Origin of the sequence: Roseovarius sp. THAF9 (genome assembly GCF_009363715.1) — a bacterium.
In the GTDB taxonomy this organism is placed as follows: Bacteria; Pseudomonadota; Alphaproteobacteria; order Rhodobacterales; family Rhodobacteraceae; genus Roseovarius.
On sequence record NZ_CP045404.1, the window covers coordinates 679,518 to 697,511 of the forward strand.

Here is a 17,994-nt window from a genome sequence, read left to right on the forward strand (position 1 = left end):
TGTACCGGGGTCGGCGCCGGTCTAGAGCCGGGGCATGACACGTTCCGAAAACCTGACCGGCGCCTTGCTGATGATGGCGTCGATGGCGTGCTTCACGTTCAACGACACCGCGATGAAGGCGATGGCGGGGGACGTGCCGCTGTTCCAGTTGCTGTTGTTGCGCGGGATGATCACGACCGTGCTGGTGGCCTGTATCGCGTGGCGCATGGGCGCGTTGAAGGCGAGCCTGCCGCGCCGGGACTGGGGGTTGATGGCGTTGCGTACGGCCGCCGAGGTCGGCGCGGCCTATTTCTTTCTGACGGCGCTGTTCAACATGCCGCTGGCCAACGTGACGGCGATATTGCAGGCCCTGCCGCTGACCATCACGCTGGCCGCTGCACTGTTCCTGCGCGAGCCGGTGGGGTGGCGGCGGATGGTGGCGATCCTTGTGGGCTTTGCCGGTGTGCTGCTGATCGTGCGACCCGGGACGGATGACTTCAATTTCTATGCGGTTTACGCGCTGCTGGCGGTGGGCTGTGTCACCGTGCGGGACTTGTCGACGCGGCGGTTGTCGAAGGACACGCCGTCGATGTTCGTCACGCTGCTGACATCCATCGCAACGATGACGATTTTCGGGCTTTTGAGCCTTGGCGTCGACTGGGCGCCGATGGGGATGCGGGAGGCCGGTCTCGTCGGAACCGCCTCTTTGTTCATCATCGGCGGGTATCTGTTTTCGATCATGGTGATGCGGGTGGGCGAGATCAGTTTCGTCGCCCCCTTCCGCTATACCGGGCTGTTATGGGCGATGCTGCTGGGCTTCGTGGTATTCGGGGAATGGCCCGCGACGCTGACCCTGCTGGGGGCTGCAATCGTGGTGGGCAGCGGGCTGTTCACCCTTTACCGCGAGTCGCAGCTGGGACGGAAAAGGCCGCTTGCACAGCCGCCTCGTCGACATTGAAGCGGGCCTTGAAAAAGGCGCGCTGATCGTCAGTCAGGGGCGCCAGCCCCTTGGTGCTGGTCCGCGCGTGGCTGTCGTTGTCGTCATGAAGGGCGCGCAGGTACATGTGGGTCTCGGGCTCAATCAGGGTCGGCATGGAATGGTGCAGCTTGTGATGGCCGTAATTCATCACCGTCTTGGGGTCGCCGGGGCGGAAGAGCACGGCCAGACCGCAGGCCAGGAACTGGCCCTGGATGTCGTGGGCGAGGATGCCGTCGGGGGTCAGCTTGACGGAATAACCGCGGGAATATTCGATCACCATATTCTGCCACCCGGCACGTAGCTTGCCGGCCAGCCGGGCGGTGCGGCGAATGCCGCGGATGAAGTTGGTGCCCACGGCGTCGTCGTCATCGAGGCGAAACTGCAGGGACTCGTCGTCGTCGCCCGCGGCAAGCTCGTGCTGAATGGCCAACTGCATCGCGGTGCGGTGTTTCATCGGCTCGGCGGTGACGATCTTGATCTGCTCGACCGGGGCGCAGATGTCGTTGAGCCGGTCCCACCAGGGCTTGGGCATCCGCTCTCCGGTCAGGACGATGAAGGTAAAGCGCTTGTCCTTCTGCCCTGCAATAGAGGGCAGGGTGAGCGCCTCGAAGTGGCGAAAGCGCAGCTCCATCCGCTCGGGCGCATAGAGATAGGCCTCGCGCTCCTCGACGGTGTCGTGCATGCGTTTGAAGCCGCCGAGCGCGGGATAGGAAAAGCGGCATATACCGATTGCGCGCATGGAGCGGGGCACCTTCGAGACGTGGTGGCCGCATGGTTGCAAATGCGCGTGAGGCGGGCAAGCGGGAAACCGGGGTTGCCGGTGGCAGTGCCGGGCGTTAGGGCGTGTTGGCGGTGGCGTGACAGGTTTCCTGTCCTGCGCATCCGGGCTTTTTTGTTAGGGGCATACCGTGTCGCCATCCAGGGCGGATGGGAGTGTTGACAGCCGTCCCGACTCCCCCTATACGCCGCTCATCTCGACCTCGGGGGCCGCCCTGAATGTCGAACTCAAAATTCTAGTGGACAAGATCCGGGCCGTTTGAGTGCCCCGATCCTCTGGGAACCCGCCGCGTCGTTTACCTCGGAATGGAAACGATTGCGGTATTTGCGCATTGCGGACGCGTTATGTGCGAGGAACTGAAACCGCGCGGGGGTGACCCGGTGCAAACACATGTGTTGAGAGACGGGAAAGAGACCCTATGCCAACGATCCAACAGCTGATCCGCAAGCCGCGGCAGCCGAAAACAAGAAGCCAGAAGTCGATGCACCTGCAAGGGTGCCCGCAGAAGCGCGGCGTGTGCACGCGCGTCTACACCACCACGCCCAAGAAGCCGAACTCGGCCATGCGGAAGGTTGCCAAGGTGCGCCTGACCAATGGTTTCGAGGTCATCAGCTATATCCCCGGCGAAAGCCACAACCTTCAGGAGCACTCGGTGGTCCTGATCCGTGGCGGCCGTGTGAAAGACCTTCCCGGTGTGCGTTACCACATCCTGCGCGGTGTCCTGGATACCCAAGGCGTCAAGGACCGCAAGCAGCGTCGTTCGAAATACGGCGCCAAGCGTCCCAAGTAAGAGGAATTTCAGATGTCTCGTCGTCACGCCGCTGAAAAACGTGAAATCCTGCCCGACGCCAAGTATGGCGACCGGGTTCTGACCAAGTTCATGAACAACCTGATGATCGACGGCAAGAAGTCGGTTGCGGAGAAAATCGTCTACAACGCGCTCGATCGCGTCGAAGACAAGGTCAAACGCGCGCCCGTGGAAATCTTCCACGAAGCGCTGGACAACATCAAACCGTCGGTCGAGGTCCGCTCGCGCCGTGTCGGTGGTGCCACCTACCAGGTTCCGGTCGAAGTTCGCCCCGAGCGCCGCGAGGCGCTGGCGATCCGCTGGCTGATCACCGCCTGCCGTGGCCGCAACGAGAACACGATGGAAGAGCGCCTGGCAGGCGAGCTTCTGGATGCCGTGAACTCGCGCGGGACCGCCGTCAAGAAACGTGAAGACACCCACAAGATGGCCGAGGCGAACAAAGCCTTCAGCCATTACCGCTGGTAAAACCCTAGAGGCATTTGCATCATGGCACGCGATTATCCGCTCGAACGCTACCGCAACTTCGGCATCATGGCCCATATCGACGCAGGCAAGACCACCTGCTCGGAACGGATCCTGTTTTACACCGGCAAATCCCACAACATCGGTGAGGTGCACGATGGTGCGGCCACCATGGACTGGATGGAGCAGGAGCAGGAACGCGGGATCACCATCACGTCGGCCGCCACCACCACCTTCTGGCAGTGGCAGGAAGACCCGACGAAAGAGGGCACCGACGACACCAAGTTCCGGATGAACATCATCGACACGCCCGGCCACGTCGACTTCACCATCGAAGTCGAGCGTTCGCTGGCGGTGCTTGACGGCGCGATCTGCGTGCTGGACGCCAACGCGGGTGTCGAGCCCCAGACCGAGACCGTCTGGCGCCAGGCCGACCGCTACAAGGTGCCGCGCATCGTCTTCGTCAACAAGATGGACAAGATCGGTGCCGACTTCTTCAACTGTGTCGAGATGATCGAAGACCGCACCGGCGCGAAAGCCGTGCCGATCGCCATGCCGATCGGTGCCGAGAACGAGCTGGAAGGCATCATCGACCTGGTCACCATGGAAGAGTGGACCTGGAAAGGTGAAGACCTGGGCGCGTCCTGGACCCGCCAGCCCATTCGCGACGACCTCAAGCAGCTGGCCGACGACTGGCGCGCCAAGCTGATCGAGAACGCCGTCGAAATGGACGACGACGCGATGATGGAATACCTGGAAGGCAACGAGCCCGACATCCCGACGCTGCGGCAACTGATCCGCAAGGGCACGCTGTCGCTGAGCTTCGTTCCGGTTCTGGGCGGTTCGGCGTTCAAGAATAAGGGTGTGCAGCCTCTGCTCAACGCCGTTGTCGACTATCTGCCGAGCCCGCTCGACGTGGTCGACTACATGGGCTTTGCCCCCGATGACGAGACCGAGACTCGGAACATCCCGCGTCGCGCGGACGATTCCATGCCGTTCTCGGGCCTGGCGTTCAAGATCATGAACGACCCGTTCGTCGGCTCGCTGACCTTCACGCGCATCTATTCGGGCGTGCTGAACAAGGGCGACACGATCCAGAACTCGACCAAGGGCAAGAAAGAGCGCATCGGCCGAATGATGATGATGCACTCGAACAACCGTGAAGAGATCGAAGAGGCATTTGCCGGCGACATCATCGCGCTGGCCGGTCTGAAGGACACCACCACGGGTGACACGCTGAGCGATCCCAAGGAACTGGTGGTTCTGGAAACCATGACCTTCCCCGACCCAGTGATCGAGATCGCAGTCGAGCCCAAGACCAAGAACGACCAGGAAAAGATGAGCCAGGGCCTGGCCCGTCTGGCCGCCGAGGATCCGTCCTTCCGCGTCGAGACCGACATGGAGAGCGGTCAGACCATCATGAAGGGGATGGGCGAACTTCACCTCGACATCCTGGTTGATCGCCTGAAGCGCGAATTCAAGGTCGAAGCCAACATCGGTGCGCCGCAGGTGGCCTATCGCGAGACCATCAGCCACGAGATCGAACACACCTACACCCACAAGAAACAGTCGGGTGGTTCGGGTCAGTTCGCCGAGGTGAAGATGATCATCTCGCCAACCGAGCCGGGCGAAGGCTATTCGTTCGAAAGCCGCATCGTCGGTGGTGCCGTGCCGAAGGAATACATCCCCGGCGTCGAGAAGGGCATCGAGAGCGTGATGGATAGCGGCCCGCTGGCCGGCTTCCCGGTCATCGACTTCAAGGTCGCGCTGATCGACGGCAAGTTCCACGACGTGGACTCGTCCGTGATGGCCTTTGAAATCGCGGCACGGATGGGCATGCGCGAAGGTCTCCGCAAGGCCGGCGCGAAACTGCTGGAGCCGGTCATGAAGGTCGAAGTGATCTCGCCGGAGGAATACACCGGCAACGTGATCGGCGACCTGACCTCGCGTCGTGGGCAGGTTTCGGGACAGGAGCCGCGCGGCAACGCCATCGCGATCAACGCGAACGTGCCGCTGGCCAACATGTTCGGTTACATCAACACGCTGCGTTCGATGTCGTCGGGCCGTGCCCAGTTCACCATGCAGTTCTCACATTACGAGCCTGTGCCGTCGAACATCTCGGAAGAGATCCAGGCGAAATACGCGTGACCTCGGAAGTGACAAGAGCGAATACCGGTATGTTGAGAAGAACTGTTCTGTTTGGTGTAATGGCGGTTGGCTTGGCAGCTTGTGCCGGGCCAGCCCCGAAAGAATCGCTGCTGAACGAAGCTTCGCGGTCGAACCTTCGCATTACAGAGGTCGTCGTTGATGTGAGTAATATGGGTGAGAAAACCAAAGGCCGGGCGGTCTCGTCTGAAAGCGTCAAGTCGTTGGTGACCCAGTCGGCAAATGTTATGCTGCGCGGGCAGGGCAATGGCCCGCGTGCGGCGCGCGCCGAACTGTCTGTCGATGATGTGAATATCATCACGGCCGGTCAGTCGATGCTCATCGGAGGTGAAAGCACGATGACCGGAAGTCTGTCATTGGTTGATCCTCGCACCGGTGACGTTCTGTTGCCGCCCGCGAAGGTTTCGTCGGGTGGCGGCGGTTGGGCTGCGGGAGGCATCATCGCCGTCGCTACCCGCGACGACGCCTCAACTGAATTGCGCCAAATGTCCCAAGAGTTTGTCGCAAGATCCCGAATCTTGGTTTTCGGTGCACCTCCGGGTCAAGCGCCTTCCACGACATCGCGGAATACCATTTCGACCTCTTCGGGATCATCTTCGGAACAGGTGTCCGGTAACGATGCCGCAGTGCGTCGCGCGGAACTCGAAGCGCGGGCCAAGCATGACGGGCCGTGTCACACATTGGCCTGTGAGCAGGACATTGCCCGGGCGCGAAAAGCCGCGAAACAGAACAGCAACTGAAACACAGACAAACGTAACACGATAATACGAAGGAAAGGGAACTTCCCATGGCAAAGGAAAAGTTTGACCGTTCGAAACCGCACGTGAACATCGGGACCGTTGGTCACGTTGACCACGGCAAGACGACGCTGACGGCGGCGATCACGAAGTATTTCGGTGACTTCCGCGCGTATGACCAGATCGACGGTGCGCCGGAAGAGAAAGCGCGCGGGATCACGATCTCGACCGCGCACGTGGAATACGAGACCGAGAACCGTCACTACGCGCACGTCGACTGCCCCGGCCACGCCGACTACGTCAAGAACATGATCACCGGCGCCGCCCAGATGGACGGCGCGATCCTGGTGGTGAACGCGGCCGACGGCCCGATGCCGCAGACCCGCGAGCACATCCTGCTGGCGCGCCAGGTGGGTGTTCCCGCGCTGGTAGTGTTCCTCAACAAGGTCGACCAGGTCGATGACGAGGAACTGCTGGAGCTGGTCGAGATGGAAGTGCGCGAGCTTCTGAGCTCGTACGACTTCCCGGGCGACGACATTCCGATCATCGCGGGCTCGGCGCTTGCGGCGATGGAAGGCAACAACCCCGAGATCGGCGAAGAGAAGATCCGCGAGCTGATGGCGGCGGTCGACGACTACATCCCTACCCCTGAGCGCGCCGTGGACCAGCCGTTCCTGATGCCGGTCGAGGACGTGTTCTCGATCTCTGGCCGCGGCACGGTTGCCACGGGCCGGATCGAGCGTGGCCTGATCAAGGTCGGCGAAGAGATGGAGATCGTGGGCCTGAACAAGAACAAGAAGACGACCTGCACGGGCGTCGAGATGTTCCGCAAGCTTCTGGACCAGGGCGAGGCCGGCGACAACGTTGGTCTGCTGCTGCGCGGTATCGAGCGTGATGCCGTCGAGCGCGGCCAGGTGCTGTGCAAGCCGGGTTCGGTGACGCCGCACACGAAGTTCGAGGCCGAGGCGTATATCCTGACCAAGGAAGAGGGTGGCCGTCACACGCCGTTCTTCGCCAACTACCGTCCGCAGTTCTACTTCCGCACGACGGACGTGACGGGCACGGTGACGCTGCCCGAGGGCACGGAGATGGTGATGCCGGGTGACAACCTGAAGTTCGAGGTCGAGCTGATCGCGCCGATCGCGATGGAAGACGGCCTGCGCTTCGCCATCCGCGAAGGCGGCCGCACCGTCGGCGCCGGCGTCGTGTCGAAGATCGTCGAGTGATCTGAGGCAAAGCGTCATCCCGGGCAAGGTCCGGGGTGATCCAGAGTTACCGGGTGCTGACCGAGGTCGGCACCCGGCCCCACTTTAGGCGCGACGAAGGGCGGCAATTCCGCTTCTCTTCCTCTCCGCTGGAACCCTGTTAGGGATAAGAAAAATGGCCGTAGCTAGCCAAAACATCCGTATCCGCCTGAAGGCGTTCGACTACCGTGTGCTGGACGCCAGCACGCAGGAGATCGTGAACACCGCCAAGCGGACCGGCGCAGACGTACGCGGGCCCATCCCGCTGCCGAACAAGATCGAGAAGTTCACCGTTCTGCGTGGCCCCCACGTGAACAAGAAATCGCGCGATCAGTTCGAGATCCGGACGCACAAGCGTCTCTTGGACATCGTTGATCCCACGCCCCAGACCGTCGACGCGCTGATGAAGCTCGACCTGGCTGCCGGCGTGGACGTGCAAATCTCGGTTTAAGGAGGGCAGGACATGTTGCGCTCTGGTGTAATCGCAAAGAAAGTCGGCATGACCCGGCTTTTCATGGAAGACGGCAAGCAGATCCCTGTGACCGTTCTTCAACTGGACAAACTGCAGGTCGTCGCCCAACGCACGCCCGAAGAACACGGCTATGCCGCTGTTCAGCTGGGTGCAGGGACCGCCAAGGCGAAACGGACGTCGAAAGCCATGCGTGGCCATTTCGCCGTCGCCAAGGTGGAACCCAAGCGCAAGGTCGCGGAATTCCGCGTGGCGCCCGAGAACATGATCGACGTGGGCGAGGAAATCACCGCGAACCACTATTTCGAAGGTCAGTTCGTGGACGTTTCCGGCACCTCGATCGGTAAGGGCTTTGCGGGTGCGATGAAGCGGCACAACTTCGGCGGTCTGCGGGCCAGCCACGGTGTGTCGATCAGCCACCGCTCGCACGGCTCCACCGGTCAGTGTCAGGACCCCGGCAAGGTGTTCAAGGGCAAGAAGATGGCCGGTCACATGGGTGCTGCCCGCGTGACGACGCAGAACCTGCAAGTGGTGAAAACCGACGCCGACCGTGGCCTGATCATGGTCAAGGGCGCGGTTCCCGGCTCGAAAGGTGGTTGGGTGACGATCAAGGATGCGGTGAAGAAACCGTTCCCGGAAAGCGCCATTCTGCCCGCCGCTCTGAAATCGGCCGCAGCCGAAGCAGAGAAAGCCGCGGAAGAAGCCGCAGCCGCCGCAGCCGCCGAGGCCGAGGCCGAAGCACAGCGCCTGGCCGAAGAGCAGGCAGCCCAGGAAGCCGCCGCGCTGAAAGAGGCCGAAGCCGATATCGAGGCTGAAAAGTCCGATGATGCCGGCGAAGAGAAGAAGGACGGTGAGGAATGAAACTCGACGTGATCAAACTCGACGGCGGCAAAGCCGGTTCGGTCGAGCTCTCGGGCGAGATCTTTGATCTCGATCCGCGTGCCGACATCCTGCACCGCGTGGTCCGCTGGCAGCGCAATAAGGCGCAGCAGGGCACTCACAAGGTGAAAACCCGGTCCGAGGTCAGCTATTCGACCAAGAAGATCTATCGCCAGAAGGGCACCGGTGGCGCACGCCACGGCGACCGCGGCGCGCCGATCTTCCGCAAGGGCGGCATCTACAAGGGCCCGGTCCCGCGCAGCCATGCGCATGACCTGCCCAAGAAGGTGCGTCAGCTGGGCCTGAAGCACGCGCTGTCGGCCAAGGCCAAGGCGGGTGAACTGGTCGTGATCGAGGCCGCCGAAGGTGCCGCCAAGACCAAGGAACTGGCCAAGCAGGTCAAGGACCTGGGCTGGAAGCGCGCGCTGATCATCGACGGCGCCGAGGTGAACGAGGGCTTTGCCCGCGCCGCGGCCAACATCGACGGTCTGGACGTGCTGCCCAGCATGGGCGCGAACGTATACGACATCCTCAAGCGCGACACGCTCGTGCTGACCAAGGCGGGTGTCGAAGCACTGGAGGCTCGGTTGAAATGAGCGCGAAAGCAGAACATTACGATGTGATCCGCAAGCCCGTGATCACCGAGAAGGCCACGATGGCGTCGGAAGCGAACGCCGTTGTTTTCGAGGTGGCCATGGACGCCGCGAAACCCCAGATCAAGGAGGCCGTCGAGGCGCTCTTTGGTGTGAAGGTGAAAGCGGTCAACACGTCCATCACCAAGGGCAAGCAAAAGCGGTTCCGTGGCATCATGGGCCGCCGCAAGGACGTCAAGAAAGCCTACGTGACGCTCGAAGAGGGCAACACGATCGACGTGACGACCGGGCTTTGAGGTTTGGTGGGTTGAAAACCCACCCTACGAGATTGGCCCCCGTCGAGAGATCGGCGGGGGTTTTCCGTTCGGCGCGTCCCGGCGTTTTATCGCCCGAAATCAACGGACCAGCGGGCGCGGACCGTGATTTTCATTGACGTGAATCACCTGAGCGCCCATATGGACGGTGCTACGTTACTACCTATCGACCCTTTCTCCTTTACGGCGACTGGCTTTCGATCTTGTCATGACGCCGCCAAGCTGCCGCATACTGCGGGCAGCAACATCTAAAGGAGACACGGAAATGGCCAACGGCACCGTGAAATGGTTTAACACCACCAAAGGCTACGGCTTTATCGCACCGGAATCGGGCGGCAAGGACGTTTTCGTTCACATCTCGGCCGTCGAGCGTTCGGGCCTGACCGGCCTGGCCGACGATCAGAAGGTCACCTATGACCTGGAATCCGGCCGTGACGGACGCGAGAGCGCCGTCAACATCGCGCTGGCGTAAGGGCTCCTGGCGGCATTGCCGCCGGCCTTTGAAAACCGTGAACCCCGGGCGCAGGCGTGGCCGGGGTTTTTCTTTGGGAGAAAGGCTTGACCCCAAGGGTGGTCTTTCGTACACGACCCCATCCGCAAGGCCCCGGATTCGTCCGGGGCTTTGCCGTTGTTCGCGAGAACACCTGAGCCGGGCACCTAAGGGGGCCTATAACCATGGTGGGTTTTCACCCACCCTACATAGGTGGAGCTGGACATTCCGGTTTCGCCGTTTGCTAAACGGAAGACAGAAAGCATGGCACTCAAGTCGTACAAGCCGACGACGCCGGGCCAGCGCGGGCTGGTGCTGATCGACCGTTCGGAGCTGTGGAAAGGACGTCCCGTCAAAGCCCTCACCGAGGGTCTGACGAAATCGGGCGGCCGGAACAACACCGGGCGGATTACCTCGCGTCGTCGCGGGGGTGGCGCCAAACGCCTTTACCGGATCGTTGATTTCAAACGCAACAAGATCGACGTGGCCGCAACCGTCGAGCGGATCGAATACGACCCGAACCGGACGGCATTCATCGCGCTGATCAAATACGAAGATGGCGAGCAAGCCTACATCCTGGCGCCGCAGCGCCTGGCCGTGGGTGACAGCGTCGTCGCCTCGCCCAAGGCCGACATCAAGCCCGGCAACGCGATGCCGTTCCAGGGCATGCCGATCGGCACGATCGTTCACAACATCGAGCTGAAGCCCGGCAAGGGCGGCCAGATCGCACGTGCTGCCGGCACCTATGCCCAGTTCGTGGGCCGCGACGGTGGCTATGCCCAGATCCGTCTGTCCTCGGGCGAGTTGCGCATGGTGCGTCAGGAGTGCATGGCGACCGTTGGTGCCGTGTCGAACCCCGACAACAGCAACCAGAACTACGGCAAGGCCGGCCGCATGCGCCACAAGGGCATTCGCCCGTCCGTGCGCGGCGTGGTCATGAACCCGATCGACCACCCCCATGGTGGTGGCGAGGGCCGAACCTCGGGTGGTCGTCACCCGGTGACGCCCTGGGGCAAGCCGACGAAGGGTGCGCGCACCCGTAACAAGAACAAGGCGTCGCAGAAGCTGATCATCCGCTCGCGTCACGCCAGGAAGAAGGGCCGTTAACACATGAGCCGCTCTGTATGGAAAGGCCCCTTCGTCGATGCCTACGTCCTGAAAAAGGCCGAAGCATCGCGCGAGTCGGGGCGCAACGAAGTCATCAAGATCTGGTCGCGCCGTTCGACGATCCTGCCCCAGTTCGTGGGCCTGACGTTTGGCGTGTACAATGGTCACAAGCATATCCCCGTCAACGTGTCGGAAGATATGATCGGTCAGAAATTCGGTGAATACGCGCCGACCCGTACCTATTACGGGCACGCCGCCGATAAAAAAGCGAAGCGGAAGTAAGTCATGGGCAAGGAAAAGAACCCCCGCCGCGTGGCTGACAACGAAGCGATGGCAAAACTGCGCATGCTTCGCACCAGCCCGCAGAAACTCAACCTGGTGGCCGCGATGATCCGTGGCAAGAAGGTGGACAAGGCGCTGAACGATCTGACCTTCTCGAAGAAGCGGATCGCGCAGGACGTGAAGAAATGCCTTCAGTCCGCCGTGGCCAACGCCGAGAACAACCACAACCTCGATGTCGACGATCTGATCGTGGCCGAGGCCTATGTGGGCAAGAACCTGATCATGAAACGCGGCCGTCCGCGCGCCCGTGGTCGGTTCGGCCGGATCATGAAGCCGTTCTCAGAGATCACCATCAAGGTGCGTGAAGTCGAGGAGCAAGCCTAATGGGTAACAAAGTCAATCCGATCGGCATGCGCCTGCAGGTGAACCGCACCTGGGACAGCCGCTGGTACGCCGATACCAAGGATTACGGTGATCTTCTGCTGGAAGACATCGCGATCCGTGATTTCATCAAGAAAGAGTGCAAGCAGGCCGGCATCAGCCGCGTGATCATCGAGCGTCCGCACAAGAAGTGCCGCGTCACGGTGCACACCGCGCGTCCAGGCGTGATCATCGGCAAGAAAGGCGCCGATATCGAGACCCTGCGCAAGAAGCTGGCGGCGATGACCGACAGCGAACTGCACCTGAACATTGTCGAGGTCCGCAAGCCGGAACTGGACGCGGCCCTGGTGGGTGAAAGCATTGCCCAGCAGCTGGAGCGTCGTGTCTCGTTCCGCCGCGCGATGAAACGTGCCGTGCAGAACGCCATGCGCATGGGGGCCCTGGGGATCCGGGTCAACGTCGCGGGCCGCCTGGGCGGTGCCGAGATCGCACGGACCGAATGGTACCGCGAGGGCCGGGTTCCGTTGCACACGCTGCGTGCCGACATCGATTACGCCAATATCGAGGCCAGCACGCCCTACGGGATCATCGGCATCAAGGTCTGGATCTTCAAGGGCGAGATCATGGAACATGATCCGGCAGCCCGGGATCGCAAGGCGCAGGAACTTCAGGACGGCCCGGCACCTCGTGGTGCTGGTGGCGGCCGCCGCTGAGGAGGATGAGAAATGCTTCAACCAAAGCGCACTAAATTCCGTAAGATGTTCAAGGGCCGGATCAAGGGCGAGGCCAAGGGCGGCTCTGATCTGAACTTTGGCACTTACGGCCTGAAAGCGACCACGCCCGAGCGCGTGACCGCCCGTCAGATCGAGGCAGCCCGTCGGGCCATGACGCGTCACATGAAGCGTCAGGGCCGCGTCTGGATCCGGATCTTCCCGGACACGCCCGTGACATCCAAGCCCGTCGAAGTTCGGATGGGTAAAGGTAAGGGCTCGGTCGATTTTTGGGCCTGCAAGGTCAAGCCCGGCCGTGTGATGTTCGAGATCGACGGGGTCGGCGAGGCGGTTGCCATGGAGGCCCTGCGCCTCGCGGCGATGAAACTGCCGGTCAAGACCCGCGTCGTGGTTCGGGAAGACTGGTGACGTCATTCGCGTGCGAATGACGCGTGCGGGAAAGCGATTGACGCAGTCAATTGCGGTCGCAGTCCAGTAAGAAAAAAGAACCCTCGTCGAGTGATCGGCGGGGGTTTTTTGTTGGCCTTGGGGGCGTGGAGTTGAGCGGCGCTACGTGAAGAGCGTTACGTCCCTATCCAGATCGAGGCCGAAGGTGTCTTGCAAAAAGACGGTGGCGACAATCTGGTAGCTGGCGTCGGGGTCTTCGGGGCGTGCGGAGTCGAACGTCATCCGCAAAGCCGTTCCATCTGCAGTTTCTTCAGAGTCCACCAAATTCAGCGTGTGCGCGCCGCTGATCTCGTCATGCGTGTCGCGCAGATCAAGTTCAAGCTGATCTACGCCCGGCTCGAAGTCGGTGAGTATTGCGATCGTGTCTCTGACAACCGGCGTTTCGACTTCGCCGATGACATTTCCGAACTCGTCGAATTCGAACAGGAGTTCCTCGGGCAACTGGGTAAAGGCGTAATCCGTGGTGGTGACATCCAGAGTAATAGTATCGGCACCCTCGCCGCCGCTCAATTCGAAGGCTGAGGCGCTGGGATCCGTTGCCACCTCGTAGTTCAGGATGTCGTCGCCCTCGCCGCCGGAGATGAATGACGGCCCCGAAGTTATGAACGGGCCGTTGGCGGGTGTGGACGACTGGTTGAACGATTGCGAGACATTGATCACATCGTCGCCCGCATCACCATTGACCCACGAGGATTGGGGGCGCAAGTTCATTTCATCATCGCCTTCACCGCCCGAAATGGTGGACTCGAACGTGACTGCGTTGATCGTGTCGTTTCCGTCGCCCCCATCAATCTGGGCAGTGTCGGCGAAGGCAAGGTCGATCAGATCGTTCCCACCGCCCGCCGAAAGTGAATCCAAGGCCAATGTAGGTTCGCCGCCCGAAATCGTATCGTCGCCCTCGGAACCTGTGATCGCTTCCTGATCTGTCACATCGATCTCGTCACCCTCTGGGAGCGCCTCAGCCTGGTCATCGTCCGAGCCATCGAAGATCATTGCGCTTGCGCCAATGCCAAGCAATGCCAGCAGAATAAGTTCCATAATATCCTCTCGTTACAAACCTTTATGACGGGTCGCATAACTCAATCTTAGAAACAATCTTAGGTAGTATTGCGTTCAAAAAATCGCAACTATGTGACATATCTAACATGGGAAGGGCATGGTTACCCAAACGACCTATCCGCCCATTATCACGCGCACCTGTGTTGCATAGGCGTCATAAGTCATCGTTGCCTTGTTGCCAGCGACCCCGTCGTAATAGCTGCGTCCCGAAGGGATGGGCAGGCCGGCCCAGATCTTGGCAAGGTTGAGCATGAAAGTGTCGACGCTCATCTCGCCCGCCTTGACCTTCATCAGCCCTGCGTCCCCCAGCAGAAGGTCGGCAAGCCGGTCCTGCACCGCAGGGCTGAACCGGGTGCTGGCGGGCAGGTCGAGGCGCGCGGCGGAGTGGCGCAGCGTCGGTGGGATGAACTGGTATCGTCCGATTGCGTGGGGCTGGCCGGGGGTGGCCTCGATCCAGTCGTATATGTCCTGCAATGTCATGTCGGTGGGACGGCGGGGTGGCTTGACGCGCGCGCCGTGCTGAACCGCGTCATAGTCCGCGCGCCCGGCCTCGGCTCGCGCGATCAGGTCGCGCAGGCGGGCGGCCTTGGTCCCGCCGTGGCGCAGGGGTGCATCGAGGCGGCCCGGCAGGGCAGCGAAGAGACCGCCGTCGGCCCTGTCCACAAAGAGGCTGGCGGAGGATATGGCGTCTCTGGGTTTCGACTGGGTCGAGAAAAGTGGCTGACGCGCAGCGAACAGGCTGCCGGTGGCCGGGTCCGCCGCAACGGGGCCTGCAAGGCCAAGGCCGACGCAGAGGCTGGATACCGCGATGGTTCGGATCATGCTTGCCCCCTTCTGGTGCTGGGGGCGTTATGGAGCAAAGATCTGAAGAAATCCTTGCCTTCGGCCCGCCGCGCGGTAAGACGCGGGGCATGGCTGATATCAAATCTCTCTTCGTGACCCGCCTTTACCGTGCCGCCCTGTCGGAGCATGGCCCCAGCATTGATCCGGATGAAATGGAGGCGTCGTGCTATGCCATCGCCGAAGATGACGAGGCCGGACAGGAATGGTGCGAGGAGAACGGGTATCCCGGCTATACGTCCTATGCCTCGCTGACCGACTTGCCGTGGCGTTTTCCGATCTTTGCCGATCTGGTGAAGTCGCTGGACGCGCATGTGGCGGCCTTCGCCGAGGACCTGGAATTCGATCTGGATGGTCGCGACCTGAAGCTGGAGGATATCTGGATCAACATCCTGCCAGAGGGCGGAACGCATTCATCGCATTTGCATCCGCATTCGGTGATTTCTGGGACGACCTATGTCGCGATGCCGGATGGCGCCAGCGCGCTGAAGCTGGAGGACCCGCGCTCGGCCCGGATGATGGCGGCGCCGGGGCGGAAGAAGGACGCGCGGGAAGAGTTGCGGACCTTTATCTATGCCAAGCCCAATGTGGGTGACGTGCTGCTTTGGGAAAGCTGGCTGCGGCACGAGGTGCCGATGAACATGTCCGAGGAAGAGCGGATCAGCGTCAGTTTCAACTACGCCTGGGGGTAGGCCCCGCCACCGCTGCGGCGGGGCGCAAAGGTCAGGCGGCCGGTTGCGGCCAGCTGAATTCGGGGCGCAATCCGTCATAGACGGGGCGGCCATCGTCTGGCTTGGCGTAGCCTTTGCTTTCGTCCCAGAACGCGTGATAGGTCGCATCGGGGAAGGCGGCGTCGTCATAGCCCATGACGTTGGGCACGGCCACGCGGATACGCTTTTGCTTGTCGTCCAGCATCAGCGCGGCGCCGCAATCGGCGCAGGTGCACAGCTCCAACGGGCCGTCGGGGTTGTCGGCGTTGAAGGGCTGGCGTTTCATGTCGCCGCCCTCGGCCTTGAGGTCGCCCCAGTTGAAGAAGGCCACGTGGGTCGTGTGCTGGCCGGTAACGTTCTTGCAGACGTTGCAGTGGCACTCGTGATTGTCGATCGGTTCGGCGCTGGCGGTCACCTTGACGTGATCGCAGCCTCCGGAATACGGGCTGGACATGGTTTTCTCCTCCTCTTTTGTCGGGCGCAGACTAAGCGCGCCCGGGGCCTATCTCACGCGGGCAGGGCGGCGTCTGGCAAGATAGACATTGGTGGTGCGGCAGGCGCGGGGTGTCGGCGCGGCGGGCAAAGGGGTATTTCGCCAAACTTTCCCTTGCCCTGAACCCGCACCTCCCTTATACGGCCCAAATCCACGGGTCCCCGCGTTTTGCGGGGATTCGTTTTTGACATTCATCCACCGGGGAAACCGTGTGACCCTGAGCCATCGAGCAGGGGCCGGCCGGTGTTTTGAGAAGGGACGATGGCCATGAACGCCACCGAATTGCGTGATAAAACGCCGGACCAGCTTCGTGAGGAGCTGTCCAACCTGAAGAAAGAGCAGTTCAACCTGCGCTTTCAGGCAGCGACCGGGTCGCTGGAGAACCCTGCGCGGATCAGAACGGTCCGTCGCGATGTGGCACGTGTGAAAACCGTGTTGAACGAAAAAGCCGCCTCGGCTGCTGAATAAGGAGAGCCACCATGCCCAAGCGCATCCTGCAAGGCGTCGTGACCTCCGACGCAAACGCCCAGACCGTCACCGTTTCGGTCGAGCGTCGCTTCAAGCACCCGGTGCTGCAAAAGACCATTCGTAAGTCCAAGAAGTACCGGGCTCACGATGAGAAGAACGCTTTCAAGGTCGGTGACTCTGTTCGCATCATCGAATGTGCGCCGAAATCGAAAACGAAACGCTGGGAGGTTTTGGAAGCCTAGGCTTTCGAACCTTTCGGTTTGATCGAAACCATGGGGCCAACACGCCGGAAAGGCTGACCCCTTAGGTCGGGAGAAACCTAATGATCCAGATGCAGACCAATCTGGATGTTGCTGACAACTCCGGCGCACGCCGGGTGCAGTGCATCAAGGTCTTGGGTGGTTCCAAGCGCAAATATGCGTCCGTGGGCGACATCATCGTCGTCTCGGTCAAGGAAGCCATCCCGCGCGGCCGCGTGAAGAAAGGTGACGTCCGCAAGGCCGTCGTCGTGCGCACCGCCAAAGAGATCCGCCGTGAAGACGGCACCGCCATCCGCTTTGACCGCAACGCCGCCGTGATCCTGAACAACGCAGGTGAACCGGTGGGCACGCGTATTTTCGGACCGGTGGTTCGTGAGCTTCGCGCGAAGAACTTCATGAAGATCATTTCGCTCGCCCCGGAGGTGCTGTGACATGGCTGCCAAACTGAAAAAAGGCGACAAGGTCGTCGTCCTGTCCGGCAAGGACAAGGGCAAGGAAGGCACGATCACGTCTGTCGATCCCAAGGCCGGCAAGGCCGTGGTCGACGGTGTGAACATGGCCATCCGCCACACCCGCCAGAGCCAGCAAAGCCAAGGCGGACGTCTGCCCAAGGCGCTGCCGATCGACATCAGCAACCTGGCTTTTGTCGACGCCAACGGCAAACCCACCCGCGTCGGCTTCAAGATGGAAGGCGACAAGAAGGTGCGTTACGCCAAGACCACGGGGGACGTGATCGATGCTTGATACCGAAAATTACACCCCGCGTCTGCGCCAACAGTTCCGCGACACGATCAAGGCGGCGCTGAAGGAAGAGTTCGGCTATACCAACGACATGCAGATCCCGCGCCTGGACAAGATCGTCCTGAACATCGGCTGCGGCGCCGAAGCGGTGAAGGATTCCAAGAAGGCCAAGTCGGCCCAGGAAGACCTGTCGACCATCGCCGGCCAGCACGCCGTGATCACGACGGCCAAGAACTCCATCGCCGGGTTCCGGGTGCGTGAAGGCATGCCGCTGGGCGCCAAGGTGACCCTGCGCGGCAACCGAATGTACGAATTCCTTGACCGTCTGATCACCGTGGCCATGCCGCGGATCCGCGACTTCCGCGGTGTGTCGGGCAAGTCGTTCGATGGCAACGGCAACTATGCCATGGGTATCAAGGAGCACATCGTTTTCCCCGAAATCAACTTCGACAAGGTCGACGAAGTCTGGGGCATCGATGTCATCATCGCAACCACGGCGCCGACCGACGCTGAAGCCAAGGCGCTGTTGAAGCACTTCAACATGCCCTTCAACAGCTAATCGCGAGGAATTTGAAAC

The 17,994-nt window shown here is 61.4% G+C and carries 26 protein-coding genes; 22 read left to right on the forward strand and 4 right to left on the reverse strand.

What is annotated here, in order from left to right:
* Window positions 1-34: 34 nt before the first annotated feature.
* Complete coding sequence (locus tag FIU86_RS03370; protein WP_152473789.1) at window positions 35-937, forward strand: DMT family transporter; 903 nt, start codon at window positions 35-37, stop codon at window positions 935-937.
* On the opposite strand, the gene FIU86_RS03375 is transcribed toward FIU86_RS03370, so the two are convergent.
* Window positions 870-1,697, reverse strand: a complete 828-nt coding sequence (locus FIU86_RS03375; protein ID WP_152473790.1) for a glycosyltransferase — start codon at window positions 1,695-1,697, stop codon at window positions 870-872. The two genes, FIU86_RS03370 and FIU86_RS03375, sit on opposite strands and share 68 nt — an antisense overlap.
* Before the next feature lie 457 nt (window positions 1,698-2,154).
* On the opposite strand from FIU86_RS03375, the gene rpsL reads away from it, so the two are divergent.
* The 15 genes from rpsL to rplP all read left to right on the forward strand — a co-directional run bounded on the left by rpsL (window position 2,155) and on the right by rplP (window position 12,807).
* Window positions 2,155-2,526, forward strand: coding sequence for a 30S ribosomal protein S12 (gene rpsL, locus FIU86_RS03380; RefSeq protein WP_103762132.1), 372 nt, complete (start codon window positions 2,155-2,157; stop codon window positions 2,524-2,526).
* A gap of 12 nt (window positions 2,527-2,538) precedes the next feature.
* A complete protein-coding gene (gene rpsG / locus FIU86_RS03385) occupies window positions 2,539-3,009 on the forward strand; it encodes a 30S ribosomal protein S7 (protein WP_057796812.1) in 471 nt (156 codons plus the stop codon).
* 21 nt (window positions 3,010-3,030) lie between these two features.
* Window positions 3,031-5,154: an elongation factor G gene (fusA, locus tag FIU86_RS03390; RefSeq protein ID WP_152473791.1), complete on the forward strand. Its 2,124-nt coding sequence runs from the start codon at window positions 3,031-3,033 to the stop codon at window positions 5,152-5,154.
* Window positions 5,151-5,912: a hypothetical protein gene (locus tag FIU86_RS03395; RefSeq protein ID WP_152473792.1), complete on the forward strand. Its 762-nt coding sequence runs from the start codon at window positions 5,151-5,153 to the stop codon at window positions 5,910-5,912. Before fusA ends, FIU86_RS03395 begins: the two co-directional genes overlap by 4 nt.
* Before the next feature lie 47 nt (window positions 5,913-5,959).
* Window positions 5,960-7,135: an elongation factor Tu gene (gene tuf, locus FIU86_RS03400; protein ID WP_152473753.1), complete on the forward strand. Its 1,176-nt coding sequence runs from the start codon at window positions 5,960-5,962 to the stop codon at window positions 7,133-7,135.
* 154 nt (window positions 7,136-7,289) lie between these two features.
* Window positions 7,290-7,604: a 30S ribosomal protein S10 gene (gene rpsJ, locus FIU86_RS03405; protein ID WP_103762134.1), complete on the forward strand. Its 315-nt coding sequence runs from the start codon at window positions 7,290-7,292 to the stop codon at window positions 7,602-7,604.
* 12 nt (window positions 7,605-7,616) lie between these two features.
* Window positions 7,617-8,483, forward strand: coding sequence for a 50S ribosomal protein L3 (gene rplC, locus FIU86_RS03410; RefSeq protein WP_152473793.1), 867 nt, complete (start codon window positions 7,617-7,619; stop codon window positions 8,481-8,483).
* Window positions 8,480-9,097 carry a 50S ribosomal protein L4 gene (gene rplD, locus FIU86_RS03415; RefSeq protein ID WP_152473794.1) on the forward strand — a complete coding sequence of 206 codons (618 nt, stop codon included), beginning with the start codon at window positions 8,480-8,482 and terminating at the stop codon, window positions 9,095-9,097. Before rplC ends, rplD begins: the two co-directional genes overlap by 4 nt.
* Entirely contained in the window at window positions 9,094-9,390 is a 297-nt protein-coding gene (locus FIU86_RS03420; protein WP_103762137.1) for a 50S ribosomal protein L23, read from the forward strand. Before rplD ends, FIU86_RS03420 begins: the two co-directional genes overlap by 4 nt.
* Before the next feature lie 283 nt (window positions 9,391-9,673).
* On the forward strand, window positions 9,674-9,880 hold the full coding sequence (locus FIU86_RS03425; RefSeq protein ID WP_057794967.1) for a cold-shock protein: 207 nt from the start codon (window positions 9,674-9,676) through the stop codon (window positions 9,878-9,880).
* Between the two features lie 282 nt (window positions 9,881-10,162).
* Window positions 10,163-11,005, forward strand: a complete 843-nt coding sequence (rplB, locus tag FIU86_RS03430; protein ID WP_103762138.1) for a 50S ribosomal protein L2 — start codon at window positions 10,163-10,165, stop codon at window positions 11,003-11,005.
* Between the two features lie 3 nt (window positions 11,006-11,008).
* Entirely contained in the window at window positions 11,009-11,287 is a 279-nt protein-coding gene (gene rpsS, locus FIU86_RS03435; protein WP_057794973.1) for a 30S ribosomal protein S19, read from the forward strand.
* A 3-nt stretch (window positions 11,288-11,290) separates the two neighbouring features.
* Complete coding sequence (rplV, locus tag FIU86_RS03440) at window positions 11,291-11,671, forward strand: 50S ribosomal protein L22 (protein WP_152473795.1); 381 nt, start codon at window positions 11,291-11,293, stop codon at window positions 11,669-11,671.
* Window positions 11,671-12,381: a 30S ribosomal protein S3 gene (gene rpsC / locus FIU86_RS03445; RefSeq protein ID WP_103762140.1), complete on the forward strand. Its 711-nt coding sequence runs from the start codon at window positions 11,671-11,673 to the stop codon at window positions 12,379-12,381. The genes rplV and rpsC overlap by 1 nt, the downstream gene beginning before the upstream one ends.
* A 12-nt stretch (window positions 12,382-12,393) precedes the next feature.
* Window positions 12,394-12,807 carry a 50S ribosomal protein L16 gene (gene rplP / locus FIU86_RS03450; RefSeq protein WP_103762141.1) on the forward strand — a complete coding sequence of 138 codons (414 nt, stop codon included), beginning with the start codon at window positions 12,394-12,396 and terminating at the stop codon, window positions 12,805-12,807.
* Between the two features lie 141 nt (window positions 12,808-12,948).
* On the opposite strand, the gene FIU86_RS03455 is transcribed toward rplP, so the two are convergent.
* Window positions 12,949-13,884, reverse strand: a complete 936-nt coding sequence (locus FIU86_RS03455) for a hypothetical protein (RefSeq protein WP_152473796.1) — start codon at window positions 13,882-13,884, stop codon at window positions 12,949-12,951.
* Between the two features lie 135 nt (window positions 13,885-14,019).
* Window positions 14,020-14,727 (reverse strand): hypothetical protein, encoded by a 708-nt coding sequence (locus tag FIU86_RS03460; RefSeq protein WP_152473797.1) that lies wholly within the window; start codon window positions 14,725-14,727, stop codon window positions 14,020-14,022.
* 89 nt (window positions 14,728-14,816) lie between these two features.
* Here FIU86_RS03460 and FIU86_RS03465 point away from each other — a divergent pair, with 89 nt between their 5' ends.
* Entirely contained in the window at window positions 14,817-15,437 is a 621-nt protein-coding gene (locus tag FIU86_RS03465) for a 2OG-Fe(II) oxygenase family protein (protein WP_152473798.1), read from the forward strand.
* 31 nt (window positions 15,438-15,468) lie between these two features.
* On the opposite strand, the gene FIU86_RS03470 is transcribed toward FIU86_RS03465, so the two are convergent.
* On the reverse strand, window positions 15,469-15,909 hold the full coding sequence (locus FIU86_RS03470) for a GFA family protein (protein WP_152473799.1): 441 nt from the start codon (window positions 15,907-15,909) through the stop codon (window positions 15,469-15,471).
* A 306-nt stretch (window positions 15,910-16,215) separates the two neighbouring features.
* On the opposite strand from FIU86_RS03470, the gene rpmC reads away from it, so the two are divergent.
* From rpmC to rplE, 5 genes are all read left to right on the forward strand, one after another.
* Window positions 16,216-16,416: a 50S ribosomal protein L29 gene (rpmC, locus tag FIU86_RS03475; protein ID WP_057794983.1), complete on the forward strand. Its 201-nt coding sequence runs from the start codon at window positions 16,216-16,218 to the stop codon at window positions 16,414-16,416.
* An 11-nt stretch (window positions 16,417-16,427) separates the two neighbouring features.
* Window positions 16,428-16,658: a 30S ribosomal protein S17 gene (rpsQ, locus tag FIU86_RS03480; protein ID WP_103762145.1), complete on the forward strand. Its 231-nt coding sequence runs from the start codon at window positions 16,428-16,430 to the stop codon at window positions 16,656-16,658.
* Window positions 16,659-16,738: 80 nt separating this feature from the next.
* Window positions 16,739-17,107: a 50S ribosomal protein L14 gene (gene rplN / locus FIU86_RS03485; RefSeq protein ID WP_103762146.1), complete on the forward strand. Its 369-nt coding sequence runs from the start codon at window positions 16,739-16,741 to the stop codon at window positions 17,105-17,107.
* A 1-nt stretch (window position 17,108) separates the two neighbouring features.
* Window positions 17,109-17,420 (forward strand): 50S ribosomal protein L24, encoded by a 312-nt coding sequence (gene rplX, locus FIU86_RS03490; protein ID WP_057794992.1) that lies wholly within the window; start codon window positions 17,109-17,111, stop codon window positions 17,418-17,420.
* On the forward strand, window positions 17,413-17,976 hold the full coding sequence (rplE, locus tag FIU86_RS03495) for a 50S ribosomal protein L5 (protein WP_103762147.1): 564 nt from the start codon (window positions 17,413-17,415) through the stop codon (window positions 17,974-17,976). The genes rplX and rplE overlap by 8 nt, the downstream gene beginning before the upstream one ends.
* The last annotated feature ends 18 nt before the right edge of the window (window positions 17,977-17,994 follow it).

Excerpts from the sequence above, each read along its gene's own strand:
- rplX (WP_057794992.1), top strand. The coding sequence starts at position 17,109 with ATGGCTGCCAAACTGAAAAAAGGCGACAAGGTCGTCGTCCTGTCCGGC.
- fusA (WP_152473791.1), top strand. The coding sequence starts at position 3,031 with ATGGCACGCGATTATCCGCTCGAACGCTACCGCAACTTCGGCATCATG.
- FIU86_RS03455 (WP_152473796.1), bottom strand. The coding sequence starts at position 13,884 with ATGGAACTTATTCTGCTGGCATTGCTTGGCATTGGCGCAAGCGCAATG.
- rplV (WP_152473795.1), top strand. The coding sequence starts at position 11,291 with ATGGGCAAGGAAAAGAACCCCCGCCGCGTGGCTGACAACGAAGCGATG.
- rplD (WP_152473794.1), top strand. The coding sequence starts at position 8,480 with ATGAAACTCGACGTGATCAAACTCGACGGCGGCAAAGCCGGTTCGGTC.
- rplE (WP_103762147.1), top strand. The coding sequence starts at position 17,413 with ATGCTTGATACCGAAAATTACACCCCGCGTCTGCGCCAACAGTTCCGC.
- rpsL (WP_103762132.1), top strand. The coding sequence starts at position 2,155 with ATGCCAACGATCCAACAGCTGATCCGCAAGCCGCGGCAGCCGAAAACA.
- rpsG (WP_057796812.1), top strand. The coding sequence starts at position 2,539 with ATGTCTCGTCGTCACGCCGCTGAAAAACGTGAAATCCTGCCCGACGCC.
- rplP (WP_103762141.1), top strand. The coding sequence starts at position 12,394 with ATGCTTCAACCAAAGCGCACTAAATTCCGTAAGATGTTCAAGGGCCGG.
- rpsJ (WP_103762134.1), top strand. The coding sequence starts at position 7,290 with ATGGCCGTAGCTAGCCAAAACATCCGTATCCGCCTGAAGGCGTTCGAC.
- rplC (WP_152473793.1), top strand. The coding sequence starts at position 7,617 with ATGTTGCGCTCTGGTGTAATCGCAAAGAAAGTCGGCATGACCCGGCTT.
- tuf (WP_152473753.1), top strand. The coding sequence starts at position 5,960 with ATGGCAAAGGAAAAGTTTGACCGTTCGAAACCGCACGTGAACATCGGG.
- rplB (WP_103762138.1), top strand. The coding sequence starts at position 10,163 with ATGGCACTCAAGTCGTACAAGCCGACGACGCCGGGCCAGCGCGGGCTG.
- FIU86_RS03375 (WP_152473790.1), bottom strand. The coding sequence starts at position 1,697 with ATGCGCGCAATCGGTATATGCCGCTTTTCCTATCCCGCGCTCGGCGGC.
- FIU86_RS03425 (WP_057794967.1), top strand. The coding sequence starts at position 9,674 with ATGGCCAACGGCACCGTGAAATGGTTTAACACCACCAAAGGCTACGGC.
- FIU86_RS03420 (WP_103762137.1), top strand. The coding sequence starts at position 9,094 with ATGAGCGCGAAAGCAGAACATTACGATGTGATCCGCAAGCCCGTGATC.
- rpsQ (WP_103762145.1), top strand. The coding sequence starts at position 16,428 with ATGCCCAAGCGCATCCTGCAAGGCGTCGTGACCTCCGACGCAAACGCC.
- FIU86_RS03370 (WP_152473789.1), top strand. The coding sequence starts at position 35 with ATGACACGTTCCGAAAACCTGACCGGCGCCTTGCTGATGATGGCGTCG.
- FIU86_RS03460 (WP_152473797.1), bottom strand. The coding sequence starts at position 14,727 with ATGATCCGAACCATCGCGGTATCCAGCCTCTGCGTCGGCCTTGGCCTT.
- FIU86_RS03470 (WP_152473799.1), bottom strand. The coding sequence starts at position 15,909 with ATGTCCAGCCCGTATTCCGGAGGCTGCGATCACGTCAAGGTGACCGCC.
- rpmC (WP_057794983.1), top strand. The coding sequence starts at position 16,216 with ATGAACGCCACCGAATTGCGTGATAAAACGCCGGACCAGCTTCGTGAG.
- FIU86_RS03465 (WP_152473798.1), top strand. The coding sequence starts at position 14,817 with ATGGCTGATATCAAATCTCTCTTCGTGACCCGCCTTTACCGTGCCGCC.
- rpsC (WP_103762140.1), top strand. The coding sequence starts at position 11,671 with ATGGGTAACAAAGTCAATCCGATCGGCATGCGCCTGCAGGTGAACCGC.
- rpsS (WP_057794973.1), top strand. The coding sequence starts at position 11,009 with ATGAGCCGCTCTGTATGGAAAGGCCCCTTCGTCGATGCCTACGTCCTG.
- rplN (WP_103762146.1), top strand. The coding sequence starts at position 16,739 with ATGATCCAGATGCAGACCAATCTGGATGTTGCTGACAACTCCGGCGCA.